8 protein-coding genes are annotated in these 10,871 nt (G+C 65.5%); 2 read left to right on the top strand and 6 right to left on the bottom strand.

Features of this window, described 5'->3' with window-relative positions:
- Positions 1-336: 336 nt before the first annotated feature.
- A complete protein-coding gene (locus QZ258_RS02450) occupies positions 337-567 on the top strand; it encodes an SHOCT domain-containing protein (RefSeq protein ID WP_294178708.1) in 231 nt (76 codons plus the stop codon).
- A 228-nt stretch (positions 568-795) separates the two neighbouring features.
- The gene (locus tag QZ258_RS02445; protein WP_294178706.1) at positions 796-1,317 is read left to right on the top strand and encodes an ATP-binding protein; all 522 of its coding nucleotides are present in this window, start codon (positions 796-798) and stop codon (positions 1,315-1,317) included.
- Positions 1,318-1,957: 640 nt separating this feature from the next.
- Here QZ258_RS02445 and QZ258_RS02440 read toward each other — a convergent pair.
- From QZ258_RS02440 to QZ258_RS02415, 6 genes are all read right to left on the bottom strand, one after another.
- Positions 1,958-2,599, bottom strand: a complete 642-nt coding sequence (locus tag QZ258_RS02440; RefSeq protein ID WP_294178704.1) for a hypothetical protein — start codon at positions 2,597-2,599, stop codon at positions 1,958-1,960.
- Positions 2,600-2,659: 60 nt separating this feature from the next.
- Positions 2,660-3,208 carry an SRPBCC family protein gene (locus tag QZ258_RS02435; protein WP_294178703.1) on the bottom strand — a complete coding sequence of 183 codons (549 nt, stop codon included), beginning with the start codon at positions 3,206-3,208 and terminating at the stop codon, positions 2,660-2,662.
- Between the two features lie 47 nt (positions 3,209-3,255).
- A complete protein-coding gene (locus QZ258_RS02430; protein WP_294178701.1) occupies positions 3,256-4,116 on the bottom strand; it encodes a DMT family transporter in 861 nt (286 codons plus the stop codon).
- 86 nt (positions 4,117-4,202) lie between these two features.
- Positions 4,203-5,252, bottom strand: coding sequence for a type II glyceraldehyde-3-phosphate dehydrogenase (locus tag QZ258_RS02425; protein WP_294178699.1), 1,050 nt, complete (start codon positions 5,250-5,252; stop codon positions 4,203-4,205).
- Between the two features lie 13 nt (positions 5,253-5,265).
- The gene (locus QZ258_RS02420) at positions 5,266-8,451 is read right to left on the bottom strand and encodes an HAD-IA family hydrolase (RefSeq protein WP_294178697.1); all 3,186 of its coding nucleotides are present in this window, start codon (positions 8,449-8,451) and stop codon (positions 5,266-5,268) included.
- On the bottom strand, positions 8,448-10,865 hold the full coding sequence (locus QZ258_RS02415) for a phosphoketolase (protein WP_294178695.1): 2,418 nt from the start codon (positions 10,863-10,865) through the stop codon (positions 8,448-8,450). The genes QZ258_RS02420 and QZ258_RS02415 overlap by 4 nt, the downstream gene beginning before the upstream one ends.
- Positions 10,866-10,871: the final 6 nt, after the last annotated feature.

Raw genomic sequence — 10,871 nt, 5'->3', positions numbered from 1 at the left:
GCGAAGGAGGACTCCCGCTTCAACGCGATAGCAACGACGTCGTCCCGGAACTCCTTGGGGAACGGCTTAGGCATGAGGACATCCTTCCAGCGGCGACGAATCACCACAGATCAGGAGTCACCTAAACCTTCAGCAGTCCCGATGAAACGTTGCCCCCAGTGAGAGGGATTCTTGGGCCCCTAGGCCCTGCCAAGACCGTCGATTGGTATTCGGATGAGCCCGTGCGGGGGGACCAAAGGCCTTAGTACGCTGCTCCGGCTTGGGGAATCGTTAGCTCTGCGAGGGCCGGAGTACCTGTCCGCCCGAACGCCTACCAACGCAGAGAAGGGCACCATCATGATGTGGGGATATGGATACGAGGGCTGGGGCTGGATGTGGCTGATCGGTGGACTCGTCCTCATCGGAATTGTGGTTCTCGTCGTGGTCTTGGTTCGCAATTCTGCGGCCTCCACCGCAAAGACCACGGCATCGGCGCCGCAGCAGATCCTCGCCGATCGATATGCACGTGGTGAGCTGACCACGCAGGAGTACCGCGAACGTCTGGAAATCTTGGGCGGCAAGCCGTAGACGATTGGTCTGACTGGATCAGCTCCGCACGAGCTGGTCCCGTCGGTGCCGACAGTCGCTCGTCATGGCTAGGGTCGATCAACCCAGCGACCTGGATAGGCACGTGCTTCGGTGGTCGCGTTCACGGCTGGCTCACGGTGTCTACTTGCTTCAGCGCTGACCAGCACCCGGGAACAGATCCCAACAAATTCCCACCTGACCGGTACCTTGACCTGGAGAGGGCCGATCATGACAAATTGGTACGTCATCACGGGAGGCCCTAGTTCGGGCAAGACGACGACCGTCGACATGCTGCGCGACCTTGGCCACACGACCACGATCGAACACGCCCGGCACTACCTGGACCTCAAGCGGGTCGAGGGGAAAACCGTCGAGGAAGTACGCGCGCGCCGACGCGAGTTCCAGCACGGAGTTCTTGCCATGGAGTTGGACCAGGAGGCGAGTCTCGACCCCGACGAGATCATCTTCCTCGATCGCGCCATCCCTGACTCGCTGGCCTACTACAGATTCCTCGACCTCGAACCCGACGCAGAGCTCCTCGATGCGCTACAGCATGTCTCTTATCGGAAGGCTTTCATCCTTGATTTGCTCCCCCTCGCTGCGGACTACGCCCGTACCGAGGACGCCGCCGCCCAACTGCGCATCCACGCCCTTCTCACCGAGGTTTACCAAGATCTCTCGACCCCGGTTGTGAAAGTGCCGGTTCTCGGCCCGGCTGACCGGGTCGCGTACATTCTGGATCGGCTCTAGCTGAGCCTCAGAAGTGTCGCGACCCCGAAGCTACCATGGGGCCCGTGAGAGTTGAGATTCTGCACATCGCTGAGTGCCCAAACTGGGTCGAAGCCGGTGCTCGTGTGCGCGAAGCTCTGAGCGCTGCTGGGCTCAGCGCGGTCGATGTGAGCTTTCGGTTGCTGTCCAACTCTCATGAGGCGGCCGAAACTGCGTTCGCCGGGTCTCCGACGATTCTGATCGACGGATCGGATGCTTTCCCAGGTGGTGCGCGGACGGCGGACCTCGCTTGCCGCGTGTATCGAGCTCCGTCGGGGTTTGTCGGGGTGCCTAGTGTGGCAGAAATCGGGCGTGCTATTCGCGCGCGGCTAGATGGATGACAGTCAGCATCGCGGCTCCGTTCGTCAGGCCGCCGATCTTCCCCGTCGGACGTTCCATTTGAACGATGACGCGCCAGCCTTGATGACGAGAGGGATTGGCATCATTCCGAGGGCCCGTCGCTGCGCCCGCGCATCCTGCCTCGGCGTTGGTCGGAGTTCGGCTGCCCGGTATAGCTTCCATGCTCAACTGCCTTCTTACCGCGATCGTCGTGACGACGCGAGCGCCTCAGGCAAGGTTGTTGCCGTCGAACAAGGCGCGCAGTCTGCTGGCAATTCGTGACTCAGCCAGGGGTTTGCTGGGTCGGGTTTGGGTATTCCCGTCCGTCGATCGGCTGGGTCGCGCGCCGCGACTTCTCCATCAGGGCGAACATGCCGAGTACGTCGTCTTTGATCTGGGTGTGTCCGACGGCATGCCAGTTGGCGTGAAAGTGGTCTCTGCGGAATTCGATGATGTGTTCTAACGAGACGGTGTGCCACGCCATGGTAGAGTTGATGTGATGCGGGTTGCCGAATGCGACGGTTCGGATGACATGCCCGGCGGGTGCTATTACACGACCGGTGCGCAGTAGCTCGTCGACAAGATCGGCGGCCGTGTCCGCTGGGCAGCATCCGAAGCGGGTAAAGGCGGCCTCCAGCACGGCCGGGTCTCGCATGGCAGGGTTGATGCGCGGCGTGCCCTCTTTGACTTCGCCGACGATCATGTCTGCCGTTCCGCGCGCCGCGCCAAGAGCGGGGTCCTGGTCAGTGGCATCGAGGCCGCCGTGTGCCGGAGGCTCGCGGTGGAGCCGGATCGCGAGGATGTCCAGATCGGTCATAGTTCGCGCGGGGATGCGTGGGGAGACGTCGAGAACGGGGTACTCGGCAACAGTGAAATAGCCGTTGATGCGCAGGTAAGCCTGAACGAGTGCGACAGCAGTATCCATAGGATTGTGCTCCTCTCTCCAAACGAGTCGCGGTATCGGCCCCTTGACTTCGGGGGAGCATCAGGTCTCACCGGAGGAGACCGATGAGGCTCGACCTCCGATCGCCGCTCCGGTGGATCCGAACCGTTCGAGCGGGGCGTCAGCGATCTGTCGGACGCACCAATTTGCGTAAGTCTTGCCGCCGATCAACCCCCAAAGCCGCCCTCGTCGGGGAAGGTTGTAGTCGATCCACACGGTCAGCTTCGACTCTGTCCCGTTGCCGGCGATTGTGAATCCAAGCGTGTAGGCGCCGATCACGATGAGTCGCTCAGCGACGGTCTTCCAGCTCTTGGTGATCGGCGGAGTGCGCGTGGCGACGATCTCATCAACGAACAAGCGGAGGCCGAAGGCCGAGCCCCGCATCACTACGTGAGACCCCAGGACGCGTCCTTTGCCTTCGTCGAGGATGAGCTCCATTTGGCCGCCGCCCATCATCGGTGAGCTCGGATTGGACATATGTGACGACAGGTTGTGGTGGTCGTCGAGAAAGGCGAAGAGTTCGGAAGCCGGCGCCGCGATTTCGACAGTTGTCTCGGCGTGGCGCGCGTATGCGTGTTTGTTGTCCTTCACGGGCCCATTGTGGGATCTATGACGGCGATGTGGTGGGGTCTTTGGTCCTAGCGTGCCGAGCCGACCCTTTGGCCGCCGGCTGGCTGCCATCTTTTCGACACAACGAGGAAGACCATCGCGGCGACAACGATGACGGTCCCTGCCCAGCCCATCACGCCCTGACGCTCATGAAGGAATGCGACCGACAACAGCACGCCGACAATGGGCACGAGGAGCGTCCAGGTGGTGAGGGCGCCCAGCGAAGCATGCCGGACCTCGATGAGCCAGGCGACGTTGGTCGCGGCCGTTCCCACGAGCGCCAGGTACAGCAGCACGACGACGAAGCGCACACCCCAGTCGATCGCGGGCGGCCCTTCGACGACGGCGGCCACCAGCGCGAGCACGGCTCCGCCGATGAGAAGCTGCCAGGCGGCGACGACGAACGGATCGGCGTCGACGACGCGGGCGATCAGGGTGCCTGCTGTGACAGCTGCCGCCGATGTCAGCGAGAGCCACGCCCCGGTACCGAAACCGGACGGAATGGCGACCAACAGGAGGCCGGCGAAACCGACGAGCATCGCCGCGAAAGTCGGCCACGTGGGAGATTCACGAAAGAACAACCAGGCCGGCAGGAGGATGAGCAGCGGCTGGGCGTTGGCGAGCACCGACGCTGCCCCGGTCGAGAGTCCGATGATTCCGCCGAACATGGCCGCGTAAGCCAGCGCGACGTTGACGAGTCCCAGGGTGACGATCAGCATCCACGGCCGCGGACCGCGGGGGTATGGCGCGCGTCGCACCGTGGCGACCAGCAACACCGCGGCGCCCGCGACCAGTGCTCGAAGTGCGGCAAGCCACAACAACGGAGCGTCCTGCAACCCGATGCTGATGGCGACGAAGCAGGAGCCCCAGGCGAAGGTCACCCACAGCATCCGCCACGTCTTCGGGTTGCGCAGGGCGGGCGATGAGTTCCCTGTCGACGCGGGGATGTCCGGAGAAGCCGGGGCCCGCGTGGGCCTCATCGCGGGCTCTCGGCGGGCCTGAGAAAGTCGCTTTGCATGCCGAGGGTGTCGTCGGTGATCTTCATCGAGGTCGCGGCATCCGGCGCCGCGCCGGTCAGCGCCCGGATCGCGTCGATCGTCTCCGGCACGACGATGGCCTCGTTGTAGACCTGATACGTCAGGAACGCCTCATCGCCCTGCACGGTGACGAGGTCCTCCCACACGGCCACCTCCCACATGTCGCCGCGTGGCCGGCCGAGGTCCCGCATCAGCTCGATCGTGGAGTTGAGCGCGACCAGTCCGTCGGACATCCGGATGAACGCTATCCGTGGTGCGGCACGAAGGGCGTCCAGCACCTCGTCCCGGGACGCCTCTCGTGTCAGCTGAAGCGTCCAATAGTGGTTGTGGGTCTGGGTGTGGGCGCCCTTGGCCGCAATGGTGATCAGGTCGAGGCCGGGCAGCACGGTCTGTGCATCCGGGCCCTGGTGCGAGGGGATCGTGGGTTCCGGGACCATCGTGTTCATGATGCCGCCGAGGTGCGACTCCCACGGGTCGGTGGCGCGGCGGATGAGCACACCGCGTGCGCGCCGGAGCAATCCGGCCCGGTCGAGTGCCCCGAGCACCCGGACGATGCTTGTCGTATTGCACGACACCACCCGGGTGGTGTCGCGGCCGAGTGCGCTCTCGTAGTTCGCCTGCGCGACGAACGAGTGTCCGGTCGTCGCGTGGGATTCGCCGCCCTGGAACACCGCCTTGACCCCTGCCGTGCGATAGCGCTCCAGATTGCCGGCCGCCACGTGCTTGGGTGTGGTGTCGATGACGATGTCGGAGAGGTCAAGCAACTCGTCGAGGGTGCCCAACGGACGCAGTCCGGCCACCTCCATCGCCGCCTGGGCATCCGCCGTGGAGGCGAACAGCGGCAGACGGTTGGCTGCGGACTTGATGCGCCAGTCGGTCGCGATGTCGGCGACACCGACGAGTTCCATATCCGGCTGCAACAACACGGCGTCGGCGACGCGCTTGCCGATGACCCCGTAACCGTTGACGCCTACTCGGATCTTGCTCATTGACGTGCCTTTCTCATCGATCGCCGATTTGCCGTGATGGCGGCAGGGGGAACTCGTGGGACTGGCCCCCGGCTAGCGTCACCCGTGACGCTCCGGTGGAGAACCGGATGGGCTCGGCCGGGCTGGGAAGCAGGTGCAGTCGCAGGGCTTTGTGATCGAGGTCCACGTCGACCCGGTGCCCCCGATAGGAGAAGGGGAAGCGGACTCTCGCCAGCCGTGGCGGCAGCCGCGGTGTGAAGTCGATCTGATGCGAGTCCAGGCGCAGGCCGGCGAAGGATTGGGCGATGAGGTCGACGGAGCCGGCCATCGCCCCGAGATGGATGCCTTCACGGGTCGTTCCGCCCTGGGTGTCGTCGAGGTCGGCGATCAGGGTTTCGCGGAAGAGCGCCCAGGACCGTGATTCGTCGAGTCCGGCGAGGACCGAGGCGTTCACGACTCGGCTGAGTGTGGAGCCGTTTGAGGTGCGGTCGAGGTAGTAGTCGACAGTGCGGCCGAGATCGTCCTGGGAGAACGGGTAGCCGAGCCTCGCCAGCTGTTGTCGCACTCCGTCCCGACCGAGCAGGTAGACGAGCATCACGACATCCGGCTGCTTGGCGAGCTTGTACCGATTGGTCGTGTCGTTCTCGGATTCGAGGATGAGGTCGAGGCGACCGATATTGCCGTACCGCTGCCGGTAGTCGGCCCAGTCGAGTTCGAGGAGGCTCTCGTACCCGTCGAATTGACTGAGGATTCCGTCGGCATGGATGGGGACGGCGAGGCGTCGGCTCAGATGCGCCCAACGGGCCATCTCGTCGCGGTCGATGCGCAGACGGTCGATGACGTCGTCGCGAGCATGGCCGGCCAGTTCGTCGAGAGTCTCGCCGGCGCGCTCGCAGACCCAGGCGGCCATGACGTTCGTGTAGGTGTTGTCCCGGACTCCTTCTCCCGGTGCTTCCGGGTAGCCGTCGTGGTACTCGTCAGGCCCCATCACGCCGGTGATGTGGAAGCGGTCTGTCGCTGCATTGTGCACGGCGGAGGCGGCGAAGTACCGGGCAACTTCGACGATCAGTTCCGCGCCGCGGTCGGCCAGCCAGTCGCGGTCGGCGGTCACCTGGAAGTACTGCCAGGCGTTGTAGGCGACCGCGAGTCCGACGTGCCGCTGGCGGCTCGAGTTGTCGGGCATCCAGCGGGCTGAGCGCGAGTTGTACAACGTGTCAGGTGTCTCCTCCCGACCGTCGCTGCCGCTCTGCCAGGGGAACAGCGCCCCCCGTACCCCTGCCGCTCGAGCCGCGGTGCGGGCGGCGTCCAACCGGTGCCATCGGTAGTCCAGCAGGGCTCGAGCCACATTCGGCAGCCGGAGACCGAGCACGGGAAGTACGAACAACTCATCCCAGAAGACGTGCCCTCGGTAGCCCTCTCCGTGCAGACCGCGGGCGGGCACACCGGCATCCAGGTCGGCAGTGTGCGGCGAAAGGGTCTGGAGCACGTGGAAGACGTGAAGGTTCAGCACGAGCCGACTTCGCGGGTCGGCATCGATCGTGATGGCGAAGCGCTGCCAGAGACGCTCCCAGGCCGCCTGGTGACGCTCGAGCGCGCCCTCGGTGTCTCCGGCATGGTCGCGAACTCGCGTGACGGCCGCGAGCTCCGGCGAAGCGATTGCAGCGTCGCGGGAGGTGAAGATCGCCGCCGTCTTGGTGAGCGTCACCGGCTCGCCGTCCGCGACGGCGAACCCTACCGAGCGGCCGTATCGACGCCCGCTCCTCGCGCTCGGTTCCTTCCAGACGCCGTCCGCTCCGGCGAGACGCAGGTGGACCGCAGTGGCGATCCGGATCCGGCTCTGCCTGGTCTCCACCGCGCAGAGCAGGATGTCGTCGATGGTCGTGAACGTCGGCGAGCTCAGATGGGTCGCATCGGAACCACGGTAGGCGGCGACGTTGGTGTTGCGAACCCCCGCGTCGATGCCCGCTCGGAGGGTGACCCGGCCACCCCATCCGCGCGCGACGAGAGTGGTCTCCAGCACCGCCAGGTGCGGGTCGTCCATCGAGACGAAGGACCGTTGGACGACGTTCAGGTGATTGCCGTGCGGGCCCACGAGTGTCGCGGATCGGGTCGAGGTTCCCGACCGCAGATTCACCTCACGTCGTTCGTCGAGTGTCTCGACTCGCCCGCTCGACCACCACGGACCCGCACCGATCCGAATGTCCAGCGGAAGCCAGTTGGGCAGGTTGACCAGGTGCTCCTCCTCGAGGCTCCGGTCGTGAATGGTGCTGACCAGGCGGTTATAGACCCCCGCCAGATACGTCCCGGGATAGTGCGTCCCGTCGTCGGCGAACTCGGGGCGGGCGCCCCGCGTGGCCAGGTATCCGTTGCCCAGGGCGGTCAGCGCTTCGCGGTGTCCCTCGTGGGCCGGGTCGAACCCGTGATACACGAGCACCCACGGATCGGTGGCGGATGCTCCCAGGTCGAGTTCGCTCACGTCGTTGAGGACGACGTCGGCTCCGGCCGCCTCGAGCTCCTCGCGATGCCCCAGGCGGGCGATCCCGACGACGAGACCGAATCCACCCCGACGAGCCGCCTCGATTCCCGAGACGGCGTCCTCGACGACCGCGGCGTGCTCCGGTTGGACGCCTAGGCGGCGGGCTGCTTCCCGGAACATCGCCGGATCGGGTTTGCCGGGAAGGCTGTGCTCGAGAGCGACCTGGCCGTCCACGACGGTGTCGAACGTGCCCGCGAGTCCGGCCGCCGTGAGCATCTGCTGGGCGTTGCGGCTTGCGGTGACCAGGCCGACCGGCACCCCGGCGTCGCGGAGCCGCGCGAGCAGCGCCGTCGTCCCGGGGTAGGTGCGCAGGCCGCGCGCATCCAGTTCTGCCAAGAACAGGTCGTTCTTGCGGGCGGCGAGGCCGGCGACCGTCCACATGTCAGGGAGGTCGTCAGGCTTCCCCGGCTCCAGGGTGATCCCGCGGGCACCCAGATAGGCGGTGACGCCGTCTTCGCGGCTTCGGCCGTCGACGTACCGACGGTAGTCGACGACGGGATCAAAGGTGCGCTCCGGATCGGCCACCCGAACCCGCGGGTCCTGCAGCACCTGGTCGAAAAGCTGCTTCCAGGCGGCGGCGTGGATCCCCGCGGTATCGGTGACCACGCCATCCATGTCGAACAGCACCGCGTCATAGACCGTGTCGACACGATGGGTTCCGGGAAGGCGGGGCACCTCGTTCATCTGAGCGGATCGACCGGGAGGAGCGGTTCGCGGTCAATCTCCTCCCACGTCCAGTCGCGGATCTCGGGCATGTCCTGCCCGTTCTCGCGGATGTAGACACGGTGCCGGATGAGGGCCTCGGTCAGGTCCTGCCGCACCTGCACGGACGCGTCGTGCAGCCGGGGAACCCGGTCGATGACATCGATGGCCAGGTGGAACCGGTCGATTTCGTTGAGCACGCACATGTCGAACGGGGTGGTGGTCGTGCCCTCCTCGCGGTAGCCGTGCACGTGCAGGTTGCCGTGTCCCGCGCGCCGGTAGGTCAGCCGGTGGATCAACGAGGGGTAGCCGTGGTAGGCGAAGACGACAGGCTTGTCGGTGGTGAACAGCGCGTCGAATTCCTCGTCGGACAGTCCGTGGGGATGCGCGCGCGCGTCTTGGAGGCGCATCAGGTCGACGACGTTGACGACACGAATGCGGAGGTCGGGGAGCGCCGCACGCAAGATCGAGACAGCCGCGAGGGTCTCCAGGGTCGGAACGTCGCCGGCGCAGGCCATGACGACGTCGGGTTCCTCGCCTGCGTCATTGCTTGCCCAGTCCCAGACGCCGAGGCCGTTCGTGCAATGCTCGATCGCCTGCTCCATCGTCAAGAACTGCAGCTCGGGTTGCTTGCCGGCCACGATCACGTTGACGTACTGGCGACTGCGCAAGCAGTGATCGGCCACCGACAGCAGGGTGTTCGCGTCTGGCGGCAGGTACACCCGGACGACGTCGGACTTCTTGTTCACCACATGGTCGATGAACCCGGGGTCCTGATGCGAGAACCCGTTGTGGTCCTGCCGCCAGACGTGCGAGGTGAGCAGGTAGTTCAGAGAGGCGATCGGGCGACGCCAGGGGATGTCGTTAGCGGTGGTCAACCACTTCGCGTGCTGGTTGAACATCGAGTCGACGATGTGGATGAACGCTTCGTAGCAGGAGAAGAAGCCGTGCCGTCCGGTGAGCAGATAGCCCTCCAGCCACCCTTGGATGGTGTGCTCGGAGAGAATCTCCATCACCCGACCATCCGGTGCCAGATGATCGTCCCCGTCGATGGTGGCGGCGTTCCAGGCGCGGTTGGTCACGTCGAGAACCGCGTCGATCCGGTTGGAGTTGTTCTCGTCGGGCGAGAACACCCGGAAGTTGTCCATGTTGCCGCTCAACACGTCGCGCAACAGAACGCCGAGCGCCCGCGTGGACTCCGCAGTGGAGACGCCGGGACTCGCGACCGGAACCTCATAGCGCCTGAAATCAGGCATCACGAGGTCCTTGATGAGAAGTCCGCCGTTGGCGTGCGGGTTGGCACTCATCCGCCGCGAACCCGATGGGTGCAGCGTGGCCACCGACGGGACCGGCGCGCCACCCTCATCGAAGAGCTCCTCGGGCCGATAGCTGCGCAGCCACCGTTCGAGGATGGCGCGGTGCTCGTCGTTCTCCCTCGCCTGGGAGAACGGAACCTGGTGGGCTCGCCAGGTTCCTTCCACGTGTTTGCCGTCAACTTCCTTCGGGCCAGTCCAACCTTTCGGAGAGCGCAGCACGATCATCGGCCAGCGAGGTCGTTCGGTGTCGCCGGCGCGCGCCCGGCGTTTGATCTCCCCGATCTCGTCGAGGCAGGCGTCCAAGACCTGAGCGAAATCCTGGTGCATCTGAACCGGGTCGTGACCCTCGACATAGAACGGGGTGTGCCCGAAGCCGCGCAAGAGGTGATCGAGCTCCTCCGCGCTGATCCGCGCCAGCACGGTGGGGTTGGCGATCTTGTACCCGTTCAGGTGCAGGATCGGTAGGACTGTGCCGTCCCGGGCGGGGTTGACGAACTTGTTGGACTGCCAGCTCGCCGCCAGAGGTCCGGTCTCCGCCTCCCCGTCGCCGACCACCGCGGCAACAACTAGGTCGGGATTGTCGAACGCCGCCCCGTAGGCGTGCGACAGTGCGTAGCCCAGCTCACCGCCCTCGTGGATCGACCCAGGCGTCTCTGGCGCGACATGGCTGGGGATGCCGCCCGGGAAGGAGAACTGCCGGAACAGTCGCCGCATCCCCTCCGCATCCTGGGTGATGTCCGGGTAGGTCTCGGTGTAGGTGCCCTCCAACCACGCCGCAGCGACCGGCCCGGGGCCGCCGTGCCCGGGACCCATGACATAGATCGTGTCCAGGTCGCGCTCCAAAATCGCCCGGTTCAGATGGGCGTAGATGAAGTTCAACCCCGGCGTAGTGCCCCAATGCCCAAGCAACCGCGGCTTGATGTGCTCGGGCAGCAGTGGCTCCCGCAGCAGCGGGTTGTCCAACAGGTAGATCTGTCCCACCGAGAGATAGTTGGCGGCCCGCCACCAAGCGTGGATGCGCTCCAACTGGGCCGGGTCCAAGACCGGATTCGCACCCGTCGAGGTCGAGCGTGTTGTCATCAGTTC

This window comes from uncultured Schumannella sp., from assembly GCF_905479755.1.
Lineage (GTDB): Bacteria > Actinomycetota > Actinomycetes > Actinomycetales > Microbacteriaceae > DCRR01.
Note: the sequence above shows the minus strand (reverse complement) of the source record. Positions and strands in the feature narration are given on the sequence as shown.

What these genes read in the sequence shown, in the direction of transcription:
- QZ258_RS02440 (WP_294178704.1), bottom strand. Translation starts at nt 2,599, where the DNA reads ATGGATACTGCTGTCGCACTCGTTCAGGCTTACCTGCGCATCAACGGC.
- QZ258_RS02420 (WP_294178697.1), bottom strand. Translation starts at nt 8,451, where the DNA reads ATGAACGAGGTGCCCCGCCTTCCCGGAACCCATCGTGTCGACACGGTC.
- QZ258_RS02415 (WP_294178695.1), bottom strand. Translation starts at nt 10,865, where the DNA reads ATGACAACACGCTCGACCTCGACGGGTGCGAATCCGGTCTTGGACCCG.
- QZ258_RS02445 (WP_294178706.1), top strand. Translation starts at nt 796, where the DNA reads ATGACAAATTGGTACGTCATCACGGGAGGCCCTAGTTCGGGCAAGACG.
- QZ258_RS02425 (WP_294178699.1), bottom strand. Translation starts at nt 5,252, where the DNA reads ATGAGCAAGATCCGAGTAGGCGTCAACGGTTACGGGGTCATCGGCAAG.
- QZ258_RS02450 (WP_294178708.1), top strand. Translation starts at nt 337, where the DNA reads ATGATGTGGGGATATGGATACGAGGGCTGGGGCTGGATGTGGCTGATC.
- QZ258_RS02430 (WP_294178701.1), bottom strand. Translation starts at nt 4,116, where the DNA reads ATGCTGTGGGTGACCTTCGCCTGGGGCTCCTGCTTCGTCGCCATCAGC.